Here is a 22,537-nt window from a genome sequence, read left to right as displayed (position 1 = left end):
CCCATCCGGCCTTGCCGCCACCCGGTGAGACGCGGCCGAGCGGCGTGCCGGCACCGGCGGACCAGCAAGGTCCGGCGGGGCGTGCACCGACGCACGCGCAGGAAGGCCCGGCGACCCCGCATGCGATGCCGGCGGAACGGCATGCGCCGGCCGCGGCCGCGCCGCATGCCGAAGCCCCCACCGCCGCCCCTCATGCCGCGGCCCCGGCCGCGCCGCATGGTCCGCCACCGGCGCCGCATCCCACGCCCGAGGCCAGGCCGCAGCCACGGCCGGCGGCACCCGCGGTTGGGCACGCCGCGCCGCCGCGTCATGCGGAGCCGCCGCCGAACCACGAGGCCCCACACCATGAGGCGCCCCATCAGGAACACGAAAAGCCACCCGGCGGATAACCGGAACAGCCCGGACGGAGCCCCGGCGGGGCGGCAACACGCCCTGCCAGCGCGCCCTCGGCGGGGCGGCAACCCGCTGATCGCCGCCACGGCACGCGGCAACTGGCACCATGTGCGCGATCATGCTGCTGGCCAGGACGCCGACCAGGCTGGGACCGTTCTGGGACGAGCATGAGCGGATCCTGCGGGCGTCCGCGTCCGCCGATGCCGCGGCGGCGGAGCGGCTGGCACGCCGGCACGCGCTGTCCTCGATGGGCGCGCGCCGGCGGCGATGCGACGGGACGGCGGCGGCGGCGATCCCCGGTCAGCCACCCCGGGGCAGCCGCCCCCGGTCAGCCACCTCGGGGCGGCCGCCCCCGGTCAGCCACCCCGGGCAGCCGGCCGACGGGCACGCCGCCCGGCGCGCAGGCGGGCGCCGCGACCGGCTACTCGATCACGATGCGCGGCGCCTTCGGCGCGGCGGCGCCGGCCACCTTCGCCCAGACCTGGTCGGCCAGCGCGGCGAAAGCCTTCGCCGCGTCGCTGTCCGGCGCGGCCGCCGCGATCGGCGTCCCGGCATCGGAGGCGGTGCGGATATCCAGCAGCAGCGGCACCTCCCCCAGGAAGTCGATGCCGCTGCGGACAGCCTCGGCCCGGGCGCCGCCATGGCCGAAGATATCGGTGCGATGGCCGCAATCGGGACAGCAGAAATAGCTCATGTTTTCGATCAGGCCCAGGACAGGGACGTTCACCTTCTCGAACATCTTCACGCCGCGGCGGGCATCGATCAGGGCGATGTCCTGCGGGGTCGAGACGATCACCGCGCCGGTCAGCGCCACGCGCTGCGCCATGGTCAGCTGCGCGTCGCCGGTGCCGGGCGGCATGTCCACCACCAGCACGTCCAGCGCCGGCCAGGCGACCTGCGCCATCATCTGCTCCAGCGCGCCCATCACCATCGGACCGCGCCAGATCATCGCCTGCTCCTCGTTCACCAGGAAGCCGATCGACATGCAGGCCAGGCCCCAGGCTTCCAGCGGCAGCATCTTCTCTCCGCTGATCTCCGGCTTGCGGTGCAGACCGACCATCTGCGGCAGGCTGGGGCCGTAGACATCGGCGTCCAGCAGCCCGACCTTCAGGCCGCGCCGGGCGAGGCTGACCGCCAGGTTGACCGCGACGGTGGACTTGCCGACGCCGCCCTTGCCGGAGGCGACCGCGATGATCGCCTTCACGTTCTCCAGCAGCAGCGTCTGGCGTTGCGCCGCGGGGCCGTGGCGATGGCCTCCCTGGTGCCCTCCCCCCTGGTGGCCCCCCCCCTGGTGGCCCCCCTGGTGGCCCGCACCTTGGCCGCCACGCCCGGCGGCCGGTGCCGCCGGACGGGATGGCGGGCCGGCGCGGTGGGCGGTCAGCACGGCCGTGGCATTGGCAACGCCGGGCTGGCGGGAGAGCACGGCCTCCACCTCGCGGCGCACCGGCTCCATCGCCGCGGCATGGGCGCGATCGGTCAGCAATGTCACCTGCACGAGGCCGTCGCGCACCTCGATCCCTTCCAGTATGCCGGCGCTGACGATGTCTCGCCCGCTCGCCGGGTCCCGCACCGCCCGCAGCGCCGTCCTCAAGGCATCCAGCAGCGCGTCAGCCGAGGCATCGGTCATCGTCGTTCAATCCCTTGCTTGCAAAGCCGGTGCGGCCCATGGATAAGCGACCGGCTGAAACCGCTTGTCCAGATCGATATGGCGCATGGCGCCAGGTCCGCCAACAAGGGTGGCGCGGTCGGACGGGAAGACAGGAGCCTTTCTGCCCGCATGCCATGGAACAACGGTGGCCCTGGACCAAGGGGCAACGCCTCAAGCTCGAATGACGGCAACGACCGGCCGCAAAGCCCCTGGGGGAACCCGGGCGGGACTCCAGGCGGCAATCCGGGCGGGGGGAACCCGAACGGGACACCGGGCGGGCGGCCGAATGACGGCAGGCCGGACGGGGAGCGTGGGCCACGCCGGCCGAACAATCCGTTCGGCGGCGGTGGCGGACCGTTTGGCGGCGGCCCCTTCGGGGGCGGATCGGGCGGCCCCGGCAATGACATCGACCGGCTGATCGAGCAGGCGCAGGCCTTCATCCGCGGCCTGCTGGGGGGCAGTGGCGGCGGCGGGAATGGCCGCGGCTCCGGCCGCAACGGCGGTGGCGGCAGCGGCGGCGGGTCCTGGGCGGTGCTGACATCATCGCGGGCGCTGGCCTTCCTGGGACTCATCGTCGTGGTCATCTGGATGGGCAGCGGCTTCTATCGGGTGCAGCCCGACCAGCAAGGCGTCGTGCTGCGCTTCGGCGCCTATAGCTACTGGACCCCGCCGGGCCTGCACTGGCACCTGCCCTGGCCGATCGAATCGGTGCTGCTGCCGACGGTCACCCGGATCAACCGCACCGAGATCGGCTACCGCTCCTCCTCCGGTGGGTCGATGGACGGCTCACGGGGGACCAGCGACCGCGACATCCTGGCCGAAAGCCTGATGCTGACCGGCGATGAGAACATCATCGACATCGACATCTCGGTGTTCTGGCGTGTCGCCAACGCCTCGGACTTCCTGTTCAACACCGCGACGCCCGAGGGGCTGGTGCGCGCGGTCGCGGAAAGCTCGATCCGGGAGGTCATGGGCCGCACGCCGATCCAGCCGGCGCTGGGTCCGCTGCGCGGTCAGATCGAGCAGGACGTGCTGCGGCAGACGCAGGAGATCCTGAACCGCTACGGCACCGGCGTGGAGATCACGCAGGTGCAGCTGCAGAAGGTCGATCCGCCCGCCGCGGTGATCGAAAGCTTCCGCGACGTGCAGCGGGCCAATACCGATGCGGAACGGATGCGCAATGAGGCCGAGGCGTACCGGAATGACATCGTGCCGCGAGCCCGCGGTGAGGCGGCGCGCATCACCGCCGAGGCGCAGGGCGCCAAGATGGCGGCGATCGCCCAGGCCACGGGTGAGGCACAGCGCTTCGACAGCGTGCTGAAAGCCTACCAGGCGGCCAAGCAGGTCACGCTGACCCGGATGTACCTGGATACGATGCAGGATGTGATGACGCGCAGCCATCCGCTGGTGGTGGACGGCAACCTGAAGGGCCTGGTGCCTTTCCTGCCGTTGCAGATACCGGCGGCCCCGCACGTCCCGTCCCCGACGCCCGCCCTCACGCCCGCCCCGGCGGCGGGAGGTGCACAATGAGCCGCCTGAGCGTTGCCGTGATCGCCATCCTGGCGGTGGCGGCGGTGCTGCTGAGCAGCACCCTGTTCATCGTGCGCCAGACGGAACAGGTGCTGGTGCTGCAGTTCGGTGAGATCGTGCACCAGATCGACAAGCCCGGCCTGCACGTGAAGGCACCGTTCATCCAGAACGTGGTGCCGTTCGACCGGCGCCTGCTGCTGGTCGACCTGCCGAACGAGGAAGTGATCCTGGGCGACCAGCGCCGGCTGATCGTCGATACGTTCACCGTGTTCCGGATCACCGACCCGCTGAAGTTCTACCAGGCCGTCGGGCCGCTGGCGGACAATATCCGCGGCCGCCTGAACTCCATCGTCACCGGTTCGCTGCGCCGCGTCCTGGGCACCAACACCCTGCTGGACGTGCTGTCGGCGGATCGGGAGCGGATCATGTCGACGATCCGCACGCAGGTGAACAATGAGATGCGCAATTTCGGCGTGAATGTCGTCGATGTCCGCATCCGGCGCGCCGACCTGCCGGAAGAGAACACGCAGGCGATCCTGGCCCGCATGCAGTCGGAACGTCAGCGGGTCGCCGCCCAGGCACGCGCCGAGGGCGCCGAGGCCTCGGCCAGGATCAAGGCCGACGCGGACCGTGAGCGGACCGTGCTGCTGGCCGATGCCCATGCCACCGCCGACAAGCTGCGCGGCGAGGGCGAGGCGGAGGCCACCCACACCTACGCCCAGGCCTTCGGCCAGGATCCCGGCTTCTTCTCCATCTGGCGGACGCTGCAGGGCTATCGCGACATCTTCGAGCGCGGTGGCGGCCGGATCGTGGTGACACCCGACAACGACTACCTGAAGTTGTTGCAGACGCAGCCAACCATACCCGACAAATGATGCAATGAAGGACGGTGGCGGATGCCCGCCGCCGCCGGCACACCGTCCGGACATGTCGGCGCGGCCGTCACGACAGACCGCTGTCTTTTGCCCGATATCTTGCTAGGCTGGGATGTCCCTTTATCTGCTGACGAGACCTTCAGGAACCACGATCATGCGTCTGCTCCGCACCCAAGTTGCCAGAGCCGCCCTGCTTGGAGTGAGCTTCGCCCTGGTTGCCCCGCTGCCGACGGGACGCCTGTCGGAGCCGGCGATCGCCCGGCCGGCACCCGACAGTTTCGCGGACCTCGCCGCTCGGCTGCTGCCGGCGGTGGTGAATGTCTCATCCAGCCAGACGATCACCGCGAAGAACGGACCCGCCGGGCCGGAGATGCCGGTCTTTCCACCCGGCTCGCCGTTCGAGCAGTTCTTCAAGGATTTCCTCAATCGCCAGAAGCCCGGGAAGCGCGGCGGCAATGACGACCAGCAGCCGGCGCCCGAGCGGCGGGCGCAAAGCCTGGGGTCGGGCTTCATCATTGATCCGTCCGGCTATGTGGTGACCAACAACCACGTGATCGACGGCGCGGACGAGATCTCGGTGATCCTGCAGGACAACACGACGCTGAAGGCGACGGTGGTCGGACGGGACGAAAGCGGCGACATCGCGCTGCTGAAGGTCAAGACCGACAAGCCGCTTCCGACGGTGGAGTTCGGCGACTCCAGCACCATGCGGGTCGGCGACTGGGTGCTGGCGATCGGCAACCCGTTCGGATTGGGCGGCACCGTGACGGCGGGCATCGTGTCGGCGCGTGGCCGTGACATCCATCAGGGCCAGTATGACGATTTCATCCAGACCGACGCGGCGATCAACCGCGGCAACTCGGGCGGGCCGCTCTTCAACATGGATGGCCAGGTGATCGGCATCAACACGGCGATCTTCTCGCCGTCCGGCGGGTCGATCGGCATCGGCTTTTCCATCCCGTCGAACATGGCGAAGAACATCGTCGCGCAACTGAAGGAGTACGGCCGGCCGCGGCGCGGCTGGCTGGGCGTGAAGATCCAGCAGGTGACGCCGGACATCGCCGAGAGCCTGGGGCTGAAGGATGCCTCGGGGGCGATGATCGCCGGCATCACCGATGGCGGGCCAGCGGAAAAGGCGAAGCTGAAGAACGGCGACATCATCCTGTCGTTCAACGGCCAGCCGGTGAAGGAGATGCACATTCTGCCACGGCTGGTCGCGGATACGGCGGTCGGCAAGGAAGTGCCGATGACCATCTGGCGTGACGGCAAGCAGATCACGCTGGAGGCGACGCTGGCGGAACGGCCGACGGACACCCAGCTTGCCTCGGCGGATGCAGGCAAGGCACCGGATGTGACGAAGCCCACCGACATCGCCGGCCTGGGCCTGAAAGTGGCGCCGATCTCGTCGGACCTGAAGGACAAGTTCCAGCTGCGTGACGACCAGAAGGGCGTCGTGATCACCGATGTGGCACCGAACTCGGCAGCCGCCGACAAGGGGCTGAAGCCCGGCGACGTCATCATGGAAGTGCAGCAGGGGGAGGTGACCTCGCCCGCCGATGTGCAGAAGCAGGTCGAAGCCGCCAAGGGCGCGGACCGCAAGTTCGTCCTGATGCTGATCCAGCGGGAGGGCGGCGTGCAATATGTGCCGCTGTCGCTGGGCAAGATGGGAGCGACGAAGGAAAAGCAGCGGGGATGACAATGGCCGGCGGCAGCGCGCCGCCGGTATGACACCGGCCGGCGGGCGCTACGCCAGATACCGCGCCCGCAGATGCGCCTGGAATGCCGCCGGGTCCAGGGTGCGGCCGGTGGCCTCGCGCAGGATTTCGTTGAAGGTCAGCCGGCTCCCCACGCCATGCACCGCCTGCCGCAGCCAGCCCAGCAGCGGCGCGACATCGCCCTGTCCCAGCGCGGCGTCCAGGCCGGCGACCTGCTCCCGCGCCGCCGCCATCAGTTGCGCCGCCGCCATCGCGCCCAGCGTGTAGCTCGGGAAATAGCCGAACGCGCCGTCATACCAGTGAATGTCCTGCAGGCATCCCCGCGCATCGTCCGGCGGGATGATGCCCAGCAGGCCGTGCATCCCCTCGTTCCAGGCACCGGGCAGGTCCGCCACGCGCAGGGACCCGTCGATCATCGCCCGCTCCAGCCGGAAGCGCAGGATGACATGCGCCGGGTAAGTCATCTCATCGGCTTCGACGCGGATGAAGCTGCGCTGCACGCGGCGCAGCAGGCGCGCCAGGTTGCCGGCGCGCCATGGCGCCGCCTCGCCGCCGAAGGCGGTGTGGCAGGCCGATCCCAGCCAGCCCAGGAAGGCGTCGGACCGAGCGGCCTGCATCTCGAGGATGAGGGACTGGCTTTCGTGCATGGCCATGCCGGCCGCTTCACCCACCGGCAGCCGCGCATGGGCGGACGGCAGGCCCTGCTCGTAGAGCGCATGGCCGGTTTCGTGAATCACCGCCATCAGCGCGCTGGCGAAATCCGTTTCGTCATAGCGGGTGGTGATCCGCACATCGGTCGGCGTCCCGCCCGAGAACGGGTGCGCCGACTGGTCGAGCCGCGCATGGGCGAAATCGAGGCCCAGGCGCAGCGCGACGCCGCGGCACAAGGTCTCCTGCGCGGCGACGGGGAACGGGCCGGCCGGGCGCACCGGCTGGGCCGCGGCGGCCTGCCGTTCCTCCGCGCGCGGCAGCGCGTCGGCCAGGAAGGTCTCGTACGCGGCGAAGACCGGGGCCACGTCGTCGGCACCGATTCCCGGCTGATAGCCGTCCATCAGCGCGTCATACGGCGCGAGCCCCAGGGCCGAGGACAGCGCGGCGGCGGTCTGCCGCGTCAGGCTCACCACCTCGGCCAGGTGGTCGCGCACCAGGGCGAAGTCCGCGGTTTCCCGCGCCGTCCGCCACACCTTCTCACAGGTCGAGCCGGCCTTTGCCAGCGCCACCACGAGTTCCTCGGGAACCGCATTGGCGCGGCGCCAGGCATGGCGCATCAGCCGCAGATTGGCGGCATCCCAAGCGTCCAGTGCGGGGTCCGACGCGGCGTCCGATGCGACCGCCTGATGCAGGTCCGCCTCGACCTCGGGCGCGGTCAGCGCCTGGTGGCCAAGGCCCGCCAGCAGCGCGAGCTGGTCGGCGCGCGCGGCGGCCCCGCCGGGCGGCATCATCGCCGCGGAATCCCAGCCCAGCATGGCTGAACATTCACCGATGGTGGCGATGCGGCGGAACCGCTCCGTCAGGCATGCATAGGCTTCATTCATGCGGCCGGCCGCTTCCTTGCCCATACAATGAAGATGACGATGCCCGCCACCGCGAGGCCGTACCAGGTGATGGCATAGGACAGATGGTTGTTCGGCGGGCGCGGCAGATGCTGCGCCGGCTGGGGATAGACGTCCGGTTCGGGCGTGCCCAGGGCCACCAGCACATAGGGTTCGGGCGCCGGCAGGCCCAGGGCGGTGGCGATCGGCGCCGCATCCAGGGCATAGAAATGCGGCTCTTCCAGATCCGGTGCCGGGCTGAACCAATGCGCCGGTTCCGACGGGCGGATATACCCGGTGACGGTGACCTCTCCCCGCGGCGCGGAGACCGATGGAGGCGCTGGCTGCGGAACCCAGCCGCGATCCACCAGGATCGGCGGCGCGCCCTGGCGTTCCAGCGGCACGATCTGCTGCGCGCCCATCAGCGGACCGGCGGGCGTGTCGCGGACCTCGACGCCATAGGCGGCGGTCTTTTCGAACCGGAAGCGCCCGACGACCGACACCTTGGTGAAGGGGCGCGGGTTGGCGCCCAGCGGGACCGGAGGCGCCTGCTCCCCGGCGGCGATCTGTGCCAGCAACCCCAGCTTCCATTGCAGCCGATAGACCTGCCACGTGCCCAGTCCCAGCAGGACCAGCACCATGACGGCGGTGGTCACGGCGGGTCCCAGAAGCCGTCTGCTGAGCCGCCTGCCGTCAGGCATCGCCGACGCGCGGCAGCCGGGGCCGGGCTGCGCGTCCTCGGTTGACGCGGCGAGGCGGCGGGGTCACGCCCGATCCGGGCCCGCCGGTCACAATCCCATCTCGGAGGAACGGTGGCGGTATTGCTGGATGATCAGCGCGGCCTTGGCGAAGCGGATCATCACCACGGCGAGGGGTATGGCCACCACCAGCCAGAGGATCGCATGCACCCAGAGAGGCGGGCTGAAGGTGAATTCCACCCAGAAGGCGAGCCCGACGATCAGCGCCCCCAGAACGAGCAGAACGGGGACGACGGCGCCATCCCCGGTGTCCACCCTGGTGAGGTCAAGCCCACACCGGGTGCAGGCTGGCCGGACCTCCAGCAGGTTCTGGAACAAGGCACCCTCACCGCAGCGGGGGCATCTGCACCGCAGGGCCGTCGGCAGGAACGGCGCCTGCTGCAGGGGGGCGTGCGGGAGGGCCACCACGGGTCCCTACTCGGCGGCGATATTGCCGGCGCCGTACCAGTAGATGAAGATGAACAGGAACAGCCACACCACGTCGACGAAGTGCCAGTACCAGGCGGCTGCCTCGAAGCCGAAATGCTGCCTCGGCGTGAACGCCCCGTTTCGCGCGCGGAACCAGCACACGATCAGGAAGCAGGTGCCGACGATCACGTGGAAGCCGTGGAAGCCGGTGGCCAGGAAGAACACCGACGGATAGACACCGCCGCCGACGAACTTGAACGGCGCGTTGGAGTATTCCAGCGCCTGGAAGCTGGTGAAGCTGAGGCCCAGCAGGATGGTCAGGCCCAGGCCGGTCAGCATGCCCTTGCGGTCGCCTTCCAGAAGGCAGTGATGCGCCCAGGTGATGGTCGTGCCGGACAGCAGCAGGATCATCGTGTTCAGGAACGGCAGGTGGAACGGATCGAAGGTGTAGATGTGCGACGGCGGCCACACGGTCTGGCCGTCACCCTGGTTGGCCGGGTAGAACAGGAAGTTGAAATAGGCCCAGAAGAAGCCGACGAAGAACATCACCTCACTGGCGATGAACAGCATCATGCCGTAACGCATGCCCAGCCGCACGATGGCGCTGTGGGCGCCCGGCGTGGCGCTTTCGTGGATCACGTCGCGCCACCAGAAGAACATGGTGGTCAGCACCACCAGCACGCCCAGCACCAGGACGGCATAGCTGGCGAAATGCGCCGCCAGGATGATCCCGAAGACCGTCAGGAAGCCGCCGAGCGATCCCAGCAGTGGCCATGGGCTGGGATTCGGAAGATGGTAGGGTGCCTTCAGCCCGGAGCTGACCACCGCCTGTGCGCCGTGCGCGTCGCTGCTCATGCCAAATCCATCGTCAACACGCCCGGGAAACCGCCCGGACACGGCTGGCGCATCATCGCCCATTCCCGAGACGTTTCAAGTATCGGGACGCTCATTCAATTCACCTTCGGCGACCGGTCCCGCTCATGCAGCAACTGGTCGCGCTCCTGCTCCGACATCGGGCCGACATGCGGCCCGGCCCTGGCCAGGGCACCGGTCTTCTCGGCATCCTCGAGCGAGCGGAAGAACGTGTACGACAGCGTGATCGTCTTGATGTCGGCGGCGCTGGGGTCGTCGCGGATCGCCGGGTCCACCCAGAAGCTGACCGGGAACTCCATGGTCTGGCCAGCCTGCAGCGTCTGCTTGTTGAAGCAGAAGCAGGCCGTCTTGTGGAAATACTTCGCCGCCTTCTCGGGCGTGATGTTGTACAGCGCCATGCCGGTTTCCGGCTGCCGCGCCAGATTGGTGGCCCGGTAGAACGCCACCTGCTCCTCACCGATCGTGACCGTGACCTCGTTCCTGTCGGGCAGGAAGCGCCACGGCAGTTTCGGGTTGGTATCGGCGTTGAAGCGAATCCGGATCGTTCCACCGGCGGCGCCGGGTGCCTGCGCCAGTCCGATCGCCGGGGTGCCGCCGAATCCGGTGACGGCGCAGAACAGCTTGTAGAGGGGGATCGCCGCGAAGGACATGCCCAGCATGCCGACCATGACCAGGACGGTCACGCCCGCCAGCATGGCGTTGCGGCGGTTCCCGCCCATCACAGATGACCCATCTTCACGATGGTGATCGCGAAGAACAGGGTGGCCAGCGCCAGCAGCACGATCAGCATGGCCAGGCTGCGCGCCCGGCGCCGCTTGTTCACGCGCGCCGACGTCTCCCGATCCAGGCTGCCTTCCACCGACACGACATTGCCATCATAGCCCGACCGCCGCGCTCGGCCGCCACGAGCGGCGCCTTCGTTGACCACCAGCATCATCCGGCCAGCCGATCGATGGCGAGCGCCGCGAACAGCACGAACAGGTAGTAGACCGAGTATTTGAACGCCGCCCTGGCCGGCGCGTCCCCGGTCTGGCTGACGCCGTCCGCGTCCTGCCGGTCCCGCAGCACCGCCCACATGCGCTGGATGAACACGGCCCCCAGCAGGAAGGCGGCGACAGCGTATGGCGTTCCGCTGAACCCGACCAGCCAGGGCGCCAGCGTCAGCGGCACCAGGATCAGCGTATAGGCGAAGATCTGCCGCCGCGTCTCCCGCGCGCCATTGGTGACAGGCAGCATCGGCACGCCGGCGCGGCGGTAATCGTCATTCGCCCACAGCGCCAGCGACCAGAAATGCGGCGGCGTCCAGATGAAGATGATGGCGAACAGGATCAGCGGCACCGTATCGATCGAGCCGGTGACGGCCGCCCAGCCGATGACCGGGGGAAACGCCCCGGCGGCGCCACCGATGACGATATTCTGCGGCGTCCGCCGCTTCAGCCAGATCGTATAGACGAAGACATAGAAGACGATCGACAGGGCCAGCGCGCAGGCCGCGGCGATGTTCAGCGCCAGGCCCATCATGATGACCGACCCCGCCGCCAGCACGATGCCGAAGCCCAGCGCGGCGCCGGGTTCGATCCGGCCGGCCGGGATCGGCCGCTTGCAGGTGCGCCGCATCACCGCGTCGATGTCGCGATCATACCACATGTTGATGGCGCCGCAGGCGCCGGCGCCCACCGCGATGCACAGCACCGCGGTCAATGCCAGCACCACGTTCAGATGCCCCGGCGCCACCAGCAGGCCGATGGCACCGGTGAACACCACCAGCGTCATCACCCGCGGCTTCAGCAGCATGATCCAGTCGCGGTAATCGGCCTCGATGACCATGTCGCCGGCGAACATGTCGCCGGCGGGCAACACGCTTTCCTGCAGGCCAGTCCGGGTCGTCGTCATGCCGCTCATGCAATGTGCCCTGGCGGTTACTGCAATGCGATCTTCGGCAGCTTGGCGACACCCTCGGCCGCCTTCTTCTGCTGCTGCACCCAGGCGTCGAACTCGGCCTGCGGCACGGCCCGGATCACGATCGGCATGCGGCTGTGATTCTCACCGCAGATCTGGTTGCACTGGCCATAGAACACGCCGGGCACCGAGGCTTCCAGCCACGTCTCGATCGTGCGGCCGGGGATCGCGTAGCGCTGCACGCCGAGCGAAGGCACGAAGAAGCTGTGGATCACGTCGGTGCTGTTGGTCAGGATGCGAATGCGTTTACCAACCGGAATGACCATCTGTTCGTCCACGTCCAGCAGGCGGAGCTGACCGGGCTTCAGATCCTCGTCCATGATATAGTGGCTGTTGATGTCCACGCCACCCTGGTCCGGATAGGTATATTCCCAGTACCACTGATGCCCGGTCACCTTCACGGTCATGTCCGGATCCGGCGTGCGATCCTGGTAGTAGATCAGGCGGAAGGACGGGATGGCGATGATCACCAGGATCAGCACCGGGATCACCGTCCAGGCGATTTCCAGCACCGTGTTGTGGCTGTTCATGCTGGCGACCGGGTTGCGGCGGCTGTTGAACCGCAGCATCACCCATATCAGCAGGAAGGCGACGAGCAGTGTGATCAGCGTAATGATCACCAGCACCAGATGGTGCAGTTCCAGGATGCGGTCCTTCAGCGGCCCGAAAGCGGCCTGCATGCCCATTTCCCACGGGCGCGGCGCGCCGACTGCCCCGTTGGCCGCCCCGTCGGCCAATGCGTAAGGACTTGTCAGGAGCGTTGCGGCGATCCCCGCCGTCAGCGCCGCGAGGCGCTTCAAAATCCGCATAAGCCGACTTCCCCAATTCGATAGCCGCGGCGGGGGAGGAGGCTGTCACTTTGCAAACCCGCCGGTAGCACGTCGCGTAGCCGAGGCAAGGGGGAAGATCAAGGTCCCCGCACGGCATTTTCCAGCGATTGCAACCGGTGCGGCACAGTCCCCGCGCAGCGCCGGGCGCAGCGCCGGACGCGTGGCCGAGACCCCGCCGGACCATCTTGCCGCGCCCGGCCACGCGCCCCCGCCGGATGGCGGCGGCCGCCGGTCGAGGCATCACCTCGTCCAGGCATCACCTCGTCCGGGCATCTTCTCCTGGGCGGCGGAAAAGCGGCTTGCGGCTCAGGCCCGCAGGCGGACCAGCGTGAACAGGCCCAGCGGCCGCACCGCCTCGGCCTCGATCTGCGCCAAGTCCTCGGCGGAGAAAATGTCATTCATGGCGAAATCCGGGTGCCAGCCCAGCGCCCGCGACGCCGGGGCCATCGTCCGCTCCAGCCACCAGCGCGGACCCTTGTCGGCAGCGAAATGGTTGATGAACAGGATGTCGCCGCCCGGCCGCACCAGCCGCCGCATCTCCTGCAGCAATGCCTTCGGATTCGGCACCACCGAGGCAACGAACATTGCCACCGCGATGTCGAAGGAGGCATCGGCGAAGGTGGTTGCCTCGGCATCCATCTCCAGCAGCGCCTGGACATGCGACAGATGCTCCCGCCGCGTCCGCTCGCGCGCCTTGCGCAGCATCTCCACCGACAGGTCGATCCCGGTGATGCGCTTGTCGCGCGCGTAATGCGGCAAAGCGAGGCCGGTACCGACCCCGACTTCCAACACGTCGCGCCCGGGCAGCCGGTTGACGAGGTCGACCGCCTTCAGCCGCCCGCGTGAGGACACCCCGCCGAACACGGTGTCGTACACACCCGCCCACCGGCGGTACGCGTCCAGGATCGACGCCGTATCCAGGGCCGAGGCGCTGCCGAATTGCGCGGAACCGGCTGCCGCATCCTGTTTCGCGATTGTTCTGTCCATCGAATTCCTGCCGCCACTTCGACGCCGCATCCCCCAGTCGTGGCTCTGCCGGCCGAGCGGGCCGTCACATCCTTACGGCTTGGGGAAAGGCATTTCGGGTGATTCGCCGTTATCCGGTCTTGTCTCACGGTAGCGGCTTCCAATCGTTCCGCAACCCACGCTAACGCGGAATTCAGGACGTCGTCGTCGGTTCCCGCGTGGATGTGGTCGAGGCGGCACGGTTCTCCGGCCCCTTGATCGTGCTTTGCGGCTTGCCCGCCTCCTCCATCGAGGCGTCGTCCTCTTCCGCCATGTTCTTCTTGAACGACTTGATGCCCTTGGCGAAGTCGCCCATCAGACCGCTGATTTTGTTGCCGCCGCCGAAAAGCACCAGGATGACGGCCAACACGACCAGCCAGTGCCAAATGCTGAAACTACCCATTGATCCTCCACCACCCTCTGGCGACGTGTCTTCGCTTCGGTTGTCGCGACTTGACGCCGGCACCCCATGCGGCGGCCGGCCTGCTCCGGGCTATGCACATGGCCCGAGACGCAGAGCGATGCAAGCGGAGTTTACTGACGATCTGGCAATCTGGCGGCGCGCCACTCCACCTGCCAGCCGGCAGGCGGCGGCGCGTGAAATGGCGCGGGAGAGACCCGCCGGCGCGGACCGGCAGTCCGGGCGCGCCGCACGGATAAGAAAATTAGCTTGATTACATAGGACTATGTGGCTATAGAGAGCACGAACATATCAGCAACAAGGGGTCCCGATGTCCTTTTCCCTGACGCCGCATCTTCCCGAGGGCGCCGTGAACATGGTCATCGGCACACTGATGCCGCTGATGCGCCCGCCGCTGGACACCAATACCGCCTCTGCCTGGTCCCTCATCACCCGGATGCTCGAGGAATACCGCCCACAGACCCTGCGGGAGCTCGGCCTCGCCGGCGAGATCATCGGCCTCCAGCTCAGCAATCTGGGCGTGCTGGCCGACATCGGCGGCAGCACCCCCGCAGAGGCGCGGCGCACCGGCGGCCATCGCCAGACCTGTGGGCTGATCCGGGCGGAGATTCAGGCGCAGCGCTATTATGGGGATCTGCAACGCCAGCGGGCCACAGAGCAGGACACCACCGGCTTGGCCGACGCGCCCCGGACGGCGCCGGACGCGGACGCGACGAGGCGGTCCTCACCGGCCGCGGAGACGGCGCCTTCAGAGGCGTCCTTTTCGGCCACGCCCCCTTCTGACACACCCCATTCGAACCCGGGCCCCTCGGACACGCCGTCTTCGGACGGGCCATCCGTGGGTGAATCGGGATCAGGCACGCCGCCTTGCATGGCGGCGAAGCCGGGACCTGAGACGGAAGCCGACCGCCCCGCCGGCCCGGTGGCCGCCAGCGCCACGGAGCTGGACGAAGCCAGAGCAACCTATGCCGACGCCGCCGCTCGGCTGGCCGTCATGCAATCGCGCTACAAGGGCGCGCCACCGCCGCATTCGCAGGCGGCCCAGCAGATCCAGGCACAGCTGCGTGTCGTGAACGCGGCACGGCTGAGGGCCGAACAGGTCCGCCAACGCCATACGGCGGCGGCCGCGTTGACACGGTCCTGAGCGGCCAGGGCCTGCCGGCTCGATCAGCTCCACGGCCTGCCGGCTCGATCAGCTCCACGGCCTGCCGGCTCGATGATACGGATGTCCGGCGGCGATGGACCGCGCGCGATAGAGTTGCTCCGCCAGCATGCCGCGCACCAGGAAATGCGGCCAGGTCATCGGGCCAAGGGAGAGGGTGAAATCGGCGCGGCGGAGGACGGCGGCATCCAGTCCCTCGGCGCCGCCGATCAGGAAGCACGGCGTCTGTCCGCTGGCCAGCCATTGCTCCAGCCGCGCCGCCAGGGCCTCGCTGTCCAGCGCCTTGCCGTCCAGGTCCAGCGCGATGACGAAGGCGCCGCGCGGCAAGGCGTCCAGCAGCGCCTCTCCCTCGCGCCGCTTCACCTCGGCCGGAGCACCGCGCGCCTCGGGCAGCTCCGTCAGGATCAGGCGCGGACGCAGGCGCTCCGTGTAGCGGCTGAACAGCGCCGCCTCGGGCCCGTCGCGCAGGCGGCCGATGGCAATCAGATGCACGGCAGAGATTTCATCCTGCACCCTTGCGGAAGATCGGCGGAGCGGGCTAAACACCTGCTCCCGGTTCGGCGGGGCGCGTAGCTCAGCGGGAGAGCACTACCTTGACACGGTAGGGGTCACAGGTTCAATCCCTGTCGCGCCCACCACCCGGCCACCGGCTCAAGCGCCTCCCACTCAAGCGATCGATTTCCCGGACTGTCAATCCGATCCGGTCGGCCAATCCGGTCGACATTGCAGCGCCCAGGCCCGGGCCCCGTCTCAGTCCCAGCCGCCGGTCACCGGCCCTGCCGCCACGACCCTCGTCGCCACGATCCTCGACGTCTCACGGACCGCGCGCACACGCCGCCGTCAAACGCATGCCGAGCAGGAATCTCCCGCCGCCGGCCAACTCAAGGCCCTTGCCGCGCAGCGGGCCGGCGCAGCCGGCGGCCTTGAATTGGCCGGCGGCGGGAGAGACCATGAAGGGCAGCGTCGCGGTGACCCGTAGCCTGTAGCCTGCTTCCGCCTTCAATCCGCCTCGGCGCCCATCTTCTCCACCAGCGTCGGCAGCCGCCGTCTCCGCGGCGCCAGGAAACGCTGCAGCCGGTTGAGGTACAGATAGACCACCGGCGTGGTGTATAATGTGAGGATCTGGCTCACCGCCAGGCCGCCGACCATGGCGAAGCCCAGCGGGCGGCGGAATTCCGACCCGGCCCCGTTGCCCAGCATCAGCGGCAGGCCGGTCAGCAGCGCGGCCATCGTCGTCATCAGGATCGGCCGGAACCGCAGCAGGCAGGCCTGGCGGATCGCCTCGAACGGTGCCAGCCCCTCCCGCCGCTCCGCGCTGATGGCGAAGTCCACCATCATGATGCCGTTCTTCTTCACGATGCCGATCAGCAGGATGATGCCGATCAGCGCGATCATCGACAGGTCGAAGCCGAACAGCATCAGCATCAGCATCGCGCCGATTCCCGCCGATGGCAGCGTCGACAGGATGGTCAGCGGCAGGATGTAGCTTTCGTACAGGATGCCCAGGATGATGTAGACGGTGATGATCGCCGCCGCCACCAGATAGGGCGTGCTCTTGAGCGATGCCTGGAACGCCTGGGCGGTCCCCTGGAATGAGCCTTGGACGGTCACCGGGGTCCCCAGCTCCCGCACCGCCTCGTCGATCGCCGCGACGGCGGATCCCAGCGACGCGCCCTTGGCCAGGTTGAAGGAGATGGTGACGGCCGGGAACTGGCTCTGATGGCTGATCGACAGCGGCTGCACCGGCACGGAGCTCCAGTGCGCCACCGCCGACAGGGGCACGGCCGCGCCGTTGGAGGAGCGGACATACAGCGTGTCCAGCGAGCCGAGCTTCTGCGACAGCGCCGGATCCACTTCCAGCACCAGGTGATAGGTGTTCACCTGGGTGAAGTACTGGGTGATCTGCCGCTGGCCGAACGCGTCGTACAGCGTGTCGTCGATCGCCTGCACCGGCACGCCCAACTGGGCGGCCTTATCGCGGTCGATGACCATCGTCAGCGTCGTGCCGCCCACCTGCTGATCACTGGTAACGTCGCGCAGCATCGGCAGGGTGCGGAACTTGTCCACCAGCTTCGGCGCCCACTCGAACAGTTCACGCAGGTCGGCGTCCTGCAGCGTATACTGGTATTCGGTCTTCGCCAGGCGTCCGCCGACCCTGACATCCGGCACCGTCTGCAGGAACGTCACGCCGCCGCTGATCTTGTCGAATTTCGGCCGCATGCGCGCGATGAAGTCCTGCGCCGACCCGCCGGTCCGCTCATCCCACGGCTTCAGCGCGATATAGAGGCGGCCGTTGTTCTCCGTCTGCCCGCCGATGCCGGCGCCGATCGTCGCGCCATAGGCCTGGGTGTCGGGATCGTCGGCGACGATCTTCTGCAGCTCCTCCTGCAGCTTGTACATGCGCGCGAAGGAGATGTCCTGGGCGCCTTCGGTGGTGCCGAAAACGACGCCCGTGTCCTGCGGCGGGAAGAAGCCCTTCGGGATGATCACCCATAGATACCCTGTCAGCGCCAGGGTGCCGAAGAACACCAGCAGGGTGATGAACTGGTGGCGCAACACCACGTCCAGCGTGCGCCGGTAGAAGCCGATCAGCCCGTTGAAGAACCCCTCGATGATCCGGTAGCCCAGGTTGTGCCCGCCGCTGTGGTGCCGCAGGAAGCGCGAGCACATCATCGGCGTCAGGGTCAGGGACACGAAGGCCGAGACCAGCACGGCGATGCTGACCGTCATGGCGAATTCGCGGAACAGCCGCCCGACGATGCCGCCCATCAGCAGCAGCGGGATGAACACCGCGATCAGCGACAGGCTGATGGACACGATGGTGAAGCCGATCTCTCCGGCGCCTTTCAGCGCCGCCTCCATCGGACCCATCCCCTCCTCGATGTGCCGGAAGATATTCTCCAGCATCACGATGGCGTCGTCCACGACGAACCCGACCGCGATGGTCAGCGCCATCAGCGACAGGTTATCGAGGCTGTAGTTCATCAGGTACATCACCGCGAAGGTACAGATCAGCGCCACCGGCACGGTGATGGAGGGAATGACGGTCGCCCAGAAGCTGCGCAGGAAGATGAAGATCACCGTCACCACCAGCCCGATCGACAGCATCAGCGTGAACTGCACATCCGCCAGCGAGGCCCGGATCGTCTGCGTCCGGTCCATGATGACCGAGACCTTGATCGAGGGCGGGATCGAGGCCTCGAGCTGCGGCAGCTTCGCCTTGATACGCTCCACCGTGTCGATGACGTTGGCGCCGGGCTGCTTGAACACGATCAGGATGATGCCGCGCTTGCCGTTCTGCCAGCTCGCCAGGTACTGGTTTTCCGGCCCGTCGATCGCCTTGCCGATATCCCGCACGCGGATCGGTGCGCCGTTGCGCCAGGCCAGGATGGTGTCGTTGTACTGCGCCGCCTTCGTCAACTGGTCGTTGTTGTAGACGGTGAAGGAGCGGTCCGGGGTCTCGATGGTGCCTTTGGGGGAGTTCACCGTGGCATTGACCAGCGCGCCGCGGACGTCCTCCAGCGTCATGTTCATCGCGGCCAGCTTGGCCGGGTCGACCTGCACCCGCACCGCCCGCTTCTGCTCGCCGCCGATCAGCACCTGAGAGACGCCGGAAAGCTGCGACAATTGCTGCGCCAGCACGACGTCGGCGTAGTCGTCGACATTGATCAGCGGCACCTCATCGGACTGCACCGCCAGGATCATGATCGGCGAGTCGGCCGGGTTGACCTTATAGTAGGATGGGGCAGACGGCATGTCCTTCGGCAACTGGCCGCTGGCTGCGTTGATCATCGCCTGCACATCGCCGGCCGCGCCGTCGATATTGCGGTCCAGGTCGAATTGCAGGGTGATCTGTGTCTGTCCCAGCACGCTGATCGACGTCATCTGCGCGACGCCGGGGATCTGCGCGAACTGCCGTTCCAGCGGCTGCGCGACCGTGGATGCCATCGTCTCCGGGCTCGCGCCGGGATATTTGCCGATCACGTTGATGGTCGGGAAATCCACCCGCGGCAGGGGTGCCACCGGCAGGAACGGATAGGCCGCCAGCCCCACCAGGACCAGCGCCGCGGTCAGCAGCGAGGTCGCGATCGGCCGACGAATGAACGGGGTGGAGATGCTCATCGCGCGGTTCTGCCCTCAGCTTCCCGCTTTCGCCGCGGCCGGTTGCGCCGCGTCCCGCACCGCGACGCGGGTCCCGACCTGCAACCGCGACTGCCCGCCCGTCACCACCGGCACGCCCGGCGCCAGCCCCTGGGCGATCACCGACAGCCCGCCCTCCTCGCGCGCCACCGTCACCGGCTGCACCGCCACCGTGTCATCCGGCTTGACCTGGTAGACATACAGCCCGCTCGGCCCGCGTTGCACCGCGATCGTCGGCGCCGTCACCACGTCGCGGTCGGTTCCCAGCAGCAGCCTGACCCGCACGAACTGGCCCGGCCACAGCGTCCGGTGGGCATTGGGGAACGTGGCTTTCAGCTTGATCGTGCCGGTCGACGTGTCGATCGCGTTGTCGACCGTCAGCAGGGTGCCGCGATCCAGCTCCGTCTTGTCGTCCGAGGCGAAGGCGACCACCGGCAGCGTCCCCTCCGCCATCGCCGCGGTGACGCGCGGCAGCACATCCTGCGGCAGGGTGAAGGTGACCGAGATCGGCTGCACCTGGGCGACCGACATGATCTGTGTCTGCTCACTGGCGTGGACGACATTGCCGGGATCGACCGAGCGGAGCCCGACCCGGCCGTCGAACGGGGCGGTGATGTATGCGAAGCTCAGATTGAGCTGGGCCGCCTCGATCTGCGCCTGATCGGCCGCCATGGCGGCGGTCAGCTGCTTCACCGAGGACTTCTGGGTGTCGAGCTGCTGACGGGACGCGAAATCATTGCGGGCCAGCGACGCATACCGGTCCAGGTCGGCCTTGGCGTTGGCAAGCTGCGCCTCATCCTGCTGCTTCTTCGCGATCGCCGCGTCCAGGATCGCCTGATAGGGCCGCGGATCGATGATCGCCAGCAACTGGCCCTTGGTGACATCCTGCCCTTCCTTGACCGGGACGTCGGTCAGGGTGCCGTCGACCCGCGGGCGGATCGCCACCACGTAGTTCGCCTGCACCGTACCCAGGCCGTGCAGCCAGACCGGCACGTCCTGCCGCTGCGTCTTCGCCACCGTGACCGGTATGCCGGAGGAGGCCGGCGCATCGGCCGCCAGGGCCGGTGCCAGGGCCGGCGCCAGGACGGCCGGACATGCCAGCACCAGGCCAGCGCACAGCGCTGCAAGACGCATCGACCTGTCCAGGCCAATGACTCTCATGACGATTTCACTCCGTAGAATGCCGGCACACCGAACGGGCCGCGCCTGCCCATGGTACCGGCAGGGACCACAACCGAGCCGGCACCGATCAGACGCAACTCATCAGACAAGTCTATAAATATGAACTATCGGGGAATTCCCCGCCTTGCGCCAGGGCAAAATTCCGGCGCCGCGGCACCATGCGGGCTCTGGCCTGTCTCCGATCGATCGCCTATGGCAATTTGATCGGATGATCCAACAGGACCCTGGCCGGGTCCAGGCAAAGGGCACAGAATGAGTCCCGTAACACGGGTCGGGGTCATGGTTACATTTCTTCGCATGGAGCAGGCGCCTCGGCACCCGGCGCCGCCCCTGCCATCCGGCATGCGCGTGGTGCGGGCCGAAGCCCCGACCGTCGGATTCTATCGCTATCTCTATAATACCGTCGGCGCCGAGTATGTCTGGTGGCTGCGCCGGACCCTGCCGGACCGGGAACTCGCGGACCTGCTGGCCGATCCCGCCATCAGCATCCATACCCTGTATAGCGGCGGCGAGCCGGGCGGCTTCTTCGAGCTGGATGCTCGCAACTGGCCGGACGTCAACCTGAGCTATTTCGGCCTGATGCCGCACATGGTCGGCCACCATGTCGGCCTGGCCTTCCTGCGCCAGGCCGTCGACCAGGTGTGGGACAGCGGCGCCGGCGGCATGACCGTGAACACCTGCAATGCCGACCACCCCAGGGCACTGCCGACCTATCTGCGCGTCGGCTTCCAGATCACCCGGCGGGTGCGGGAGGTCTGGGCGGTGCCCAACCATCTGGGCCTCGCCATCCCGCCCGAGCTGCGGCTGTGACCAGGCTATGGCCCGACCGGGATACGGCTGTGACCGGACTATGGCCTTGACCGGGCTATGGCCTTGACCGGGCTGTGGCCTGACCGGGACGCGGACGTGGCGGCGGCGCCGGGCGAGCCGCTCGCGCTGTACGTGCATTGGCCGTTCTGCCTGGCGAAATGTCCGTATTGCGACTTCAACTCCCATGTACGGGACCGTATCGACCAGCCGCGCTTCGCCGCCGCCCTGCGCCGCGAGCTGGCCTTCGAGAGCGCCCGGCTGGGCCGCCGCCGCCTGCTGTCGGTGTTCTTCGGCGGCGGCACCCCCAGCCTGATGGAACCCGGGACGGTCGCCGGGTTGCTGGACGAAGCCGCCGGCTGCTTCGACCTCGACCCCGGCATCGAGATCACGCTGGAGGCCAACCCGACCAGCATCGAGGCCGGGCGGCTGCGGGACTTCCGCGCGGCGGGCGTGAACCGGGTCTCGATCGGCATCCAAAGCCTGGAGGAGCCGGCGCTGCGGATGCTGGGCCGGCGGCATTCAGCGGCCGAGGCGGTCGCCGCCCTCGACCTCGCCCGCCGCCTCTTCCCCCGTCTCTCCTTCGACCTCATCTACGCTCGGCCGCACCAGACCCTGGCCGCGTGGCGGGCGGAGCTGCGGGCGGCGCTGGCGATCGCCGCCGATCACCTGTCGCTGTATCAGCTCACCATCGAGCCCGGCACGCAGTTCGAGGTCCGGCATCGCGCCGGCGGCCTGGTGTTGCCGGAGCCCGATCTCGCGGCGGCCCTGTATGAAGCGACCGGCGAAGAATGCGCCCGCGCCGGGCTGCTGGCGTACGAAGTGTCGAATTACGCCGTGCCGGGGGGCGAAAGCCGGCACAACCTGGCCTATTGGCGCTACCAGGACTATGCCGGCATCGGCGCCGGGGCACATGGGCGCGTCAGCGTCGGGGGGGTGCTGCGCGCAACCCGTCGCCACCGCGCGCCCGAGATCTGGCTGGAGCGGGTGGAACGCGACGGCCACGCGATGACCGACGACGCCGCGGTGCCCGCCGTGGAACGCGCGCGCGAAGCCTTGCTGATGGGCCTGCGGCTGGCCGAGGGCATCGACCTGGAACGGTTCCAGGCGCGCACCGGGTGCTGCCTGGATGAGGCCGTGGACGCCGGCATCCTGGAAACCGCCCGCGCCGAAGGCTATCTCCGGCTTACGGACACCCACCTGATCGCCCTGCCGGAAGGCCGGCTGCGCCTGGACGCGCTGCTGGGCGCGCTGGTGCTGTAGCCGTTCCGCAGCCGGCAGGCCTCGCCGGCCTTGGCC

Annotated in this window: 20 protein-coding genes and 1 tRNA gene; 7 read left to right on the top strand and 14 right to left on the bottom strand. The window is 68.4% G+C overall.

What is annotated here, in order from left to right; genetic code table 11:
* Positions 1-814: 814 nt before the first annotated feature.
* A complete protein-coding gene (locus tag VHC04_RS12835; protein ID WP_325681748.1) occupies positions 815-2,020 on the bottom strand; it encodes an Mrp/NBP35 family ATP-binding protein in 1,206 nt (401 codons plus the stop codon).
* A gap of 150 nt (positions 2,021-2,170) precedes the next feature.
* Between VHC04_RS12835 and hflK the strand changes: the two genes are divergently transcribed.
* The 3 genes from hflK to VHC04_RS12820 all read left to right on the top strand — a co-directional run bounded on the left by hflK (position 2,171) and on the right by VHC04_RS12820 (position 6,142).
* Positions 2,171-3,571 (top strand): FtsH protease activity modulator HflK, encoded by a 1,401-nt coding sequence (gene hflK / locus VHC04_RS12830; RefSeq protein WP_325681746.1) that lies wholly within the window; start codon positions 2,171-2,173, stop codon positions 3,569-3,571.
* Positions 3,568-4,446 (top strand): protease modulator HflC, encoded by an 879-nt coding sequence (hflC, locus tag VHC04_RS12825; protein ID WP_325681744.1) that lies wholly within the window; start codon positions 3,568-3,570, stop codon positions 4,444-4,446. Before hflK ends, hflC begins: the two co-directional genes overlap by 4 nt.
* Positions 4,447-4,600: 154 nt before the next feature.
* Positions 4,601-6,142: a DegQ family serine endoprotease gene (locus VHC04_RS12820; RefSeq protein ID WP_325681742.1), complete on the top strand. Its 1,542-nt coding sequence runs from the start codon at positions 4,601-4,603 to the stop codon at positions 6,140-6,142.
* Between the two features lie 48 nt (positions 6,143-6,190).
* Here VHC04_RS12820 and VHC04_RS12815 read toward each other — a convergent pair whose 3' ends face one another.
* From VHC04_RS12815 to VHC04_RS12770, 10 genes are all read right to left on the bottom strand, one after another.
* The gene (locus tag VHC04_RS12815; protein WP_325681740.1) at positions 6,191-7,696 is read right to left on the bottom strand and encodes a carboxypeptidase M32; all 1,506 of its coding nucleotides are present in this window, start codon (positions 7,694-7,696) and stop codon (positions 6,191-6,193) included.
* Entirely contained in the window at positions 7,693-8,349 is a 657-nt protein-coding gene (locus VHC04_RS12810; protein ID WP_325681738.1) for an SURF1 family protein, read from the bottom strand. The genes VHC04_RS12815 and VHC04_RS12810 overlap by 4 nt, the downstream gene beginning before the upstream one ends.
* A gap of 132 nt (positions 8,350-8,481) precedes the next feature.
* A complete protein-coding gene (locus VHC04_RS12805; protein ID WP_325681736.1) occupies positions 8,482-8,769 on the bottom strand; it encodes a DUF983 domain-containing protein in 288 nt (95 codons plus the stop codon).
* 96 nt (positions 8,770-8,865) lie between these two features.
* Entirely contained in the window at positions 8,866-9,714 is an 849-nt protein-coding gene (locus VHC04_RS12800; RefSeq protein ID WP_325681734.1) for a cytochrome c oxidase subunit 3, read from the bottom strand.
* A gap of 95 nt (positions 9,715-9,809) precedes the next feature.
* Positions 9,810-10,451, bottom strand: coding sequence for a cytochrome c oxidase assembly protein (locus tag VHC04_RS12795; RefSeq protein WP_325681732.1), 642 nt, complete (start codon positions 10,449-10,451; stop codon positions 9,810-9,812).
* Complete coding sequence (locus tag VHC04_RS12790) at positions 10,451-10,669, bottom strand: hypothetical protein (RefSeq protein ID WP_325681730.1); 219 nt, start codon at positions 10,667-10,669, stop codon at positions 10,451-10,453. The genes VHC04_RS12795 and VHC04_RS12790 overlap by 1 nt, the downstream gene beginning before the upstream one ends.
* Positions 10,666-11,574: a heme o synthase gene (locus VHC04_RS12785; RefSeq protein ID WP_325681768.1), complete on the bottom strand. Its 909-nt coding sequence runs from the start codon at positions 11,572-11,574 to the stop codon at positions 10,666-10,668. Before VHC04_RS12785 ends, VHC04_RS12790 begins: the two co-directional genes overlap by 4 nt.
* A 77-nt stretch (positions 11,575-11,651) precedes the next feature.
* Positions 11,652-12,500: a cytochrome c oxidase subunit II gene (coxB, locus tag VHC04_RS12780; protein WP_325681728.1), complete on the bottom strand. Its 849-nt coding sequence runs from the start codon at positions 12,498-12,500 to the stop codon at positions 11,652-11,654.
* 327 nt (positions 12,501-12,827) lie between these two features.
* Positions 12,828-13,508 carry a class I SAM-dependent methyltransferase gene (locus VHC04_RS12775; protein ID WP_325681726.1) on the bottom strand — a complete coding sequence of 227 codons (681 nt, stop codon included), beginning with the start codon at positions 13,506-13,508 and terminating at the stop codon, positions 12,828-12,830.
* Between the two features lie 172 nt (positions 13,509-13,680).
* Positions 13,681-13,929 (bottom strand): twin-arginine translocase TatA/TatE family subunit, encoded by a 249-nt coding sequence (locus VHC04_RS12770; protein WP_325681724.1) that lies wholly within the window; start codon positions 13,927-13,929, stop codon positions 13,681-13,683.
* Between the two features lie 328 nt (positions 13,930-14,257).
* On the opposite strand from VHC04_RS12770, the gene VHC04_RS12765 reads away from it, so the two are divergent.
* Positions 14,258-15,091 (top strand): hypothetical protein, encoded by an 834-nt coding sequence (locus VHC04_RS12765; RefSeq protein WP_325681722.1) that lies wholly within the window; start codon positions 14,258-14,260, stop codon positions 15,089-15,091.
* A gap of 48 nt (positions 15,092-15,139) precedes the next feature.
* On the opposite strand, the gene VHC04_RS12760 is transcribed toward VHC04_RS12765, so the two are convergent.
* Entirely contained in the window at positions 15,140-15,601 is a 462-nt protein-coding gene (locus tag VHC04_RS12760; RefSeq protein ID WP_325681720.1) for a 23S rRNA (pseudouridine(1915)-N(3))-methyltransferase RlmH, read from the bottom strand.
* 71 nt (positions 15,602-15,672) lie between these two features.
* Between VHC04_RS12760 and VHC04_RS12755 the strand changes: the two genes are divergently transcribed.
* Positions 15,673-15,747, top strand: a tRNA-Val gene (locus VHC04_RS12755).
* A 361-nt stretch (positions 15,748-16,108) separates the two neighbouring features.
* Here VHC04_RS12755 and VHC04_RS12750 read toward each other — a convergent pair.
* Positions 16,109-19,231, bottom strand: coding sequence for a multidrug efflux RND transporter permease subunit (locus tag VHC04_RS12750; protein WP_325681718.1), 3,123 nt, complete (start codon positions 19,229-19,231; stop codon positions 16,109-16,111).
* Between the two features lie 15 nt (positions 19,232-19,246).
* Positions 19,247-20,410, bottom strand: a complete 1,164-nt coding sequence (locus VHC04_RS12745; protein WP_325681716.1) for an efflux RND transporter periplasmic adaptor subunit — start codon at positions 20,408-20,410, stop codon at positions 19,247-19,249.
* 300 nt (positions 20,411-20,710) lie between these two features.
* Between VHC04_RS12745 and VHC04_RS12740 the strand changes: the two genes are divergently transcribed.
* A complete protein-coding gene (locus tag VHC04_RS12740) occupies positions 20,711-21,241 on the top strand; it encodes a GNAT family N-acetyltransferase (RefSeq protein WP_325681714.1) in 531 nt (176 codons plus the stop codon).
* A gap of 57 nt (positions 21,242-21,298) precedes the next feature.
* A complete protein-coding gene (hemW, locus tag VHC04_RS12735) occupies positions 21,299-22,501 on the top strand; it encodes a radical SAM family heme chaperone HemW (protein ID WP_325681712.1) in 1,203 nt (400 codons plus the stop codon).
* Positions 22,502-22,537 lie beyond the last annotated feature (36 nt).

The organism is Rhodopila sp. (assembly GCF_035548095.1).
In the GTDB taxonomy this organism is placed as follows: Bacteria; Pseudomonadota; Alphaproteobacteria; order Acetobacterales; family Acetobacteraceae; genus Rhodopila.
This window is presented reverse-complemented; position numbering and strand designations above follow the sequence as displayed.